This is a genomic window from Bradyrhizobium sp. 35, assembly GCF_023073215.1.
Taxonomy (GTDB): Bacteria; Pseudomonadota; Alphaproteobacteria; order Rhizobiales; family Xanthobacteraceae; genus Bradyrhizobium; species Bradyrhizobium canariense_D.
Map to the genome: position 1 here is coordinate 1 of NZ_JADPJC010000089.1, position 511 is coordinate 511.

Here is a 511-nt window from a genome sequence, read left to right on the forward strand (position 1 = left end):
CGCGTACTCCGACAACTATCTCATCGACGTGAAGTTCGGCGTCATCGTGGATGTCGGGGCCTCCCGCGCCATTCGCCAGGCCGAGGTCGGTGCAGCAAAGACCATGATCGAACGGACCGAGGAGCGCTTCGGTCCCAAGCCAGAGCGACTTGTCGGGGATACCGCTTATGGAGCGGCTCCAATGCTGAACTGGCTGGTCGAGGAGAAGGGCATCGCGCCACATATCCCTGTGTTCGATAAGTCGAAGCGGGATGATGGCACTTTCTCGCGGAGCGACTTTCGATATGACCCGATCGGAGACGTTTACCACTGCCCGGGTGGTAAGCGGCTTGGGACGAGCGGTACCGTGCACGAGGGCAAGACCCTTCTGTATCGTGCAAGCAAGCTCGACTGCGATGTATGCCCGCTCAAGCCGCAGTGCTGCCCAAAGGAACCATCACGCAAGATCCCGCGCGATATCCATGAGCATGCCCGAGACGTTGCCCGGTCGTTCGCTGGCACCGAGGGCTTC

At 60.7% G+C, this 511-nt stretch carries 1 pseudogene; it reads left to right on the plus strand.

Annotated elements, in window-relative coordinates:
- Positions 1 to 511 (plus strand): annotated as a pseudogene (locus IVB36_RS19395) (IS5/IS1182 family transposase); the annotation flags it as partial.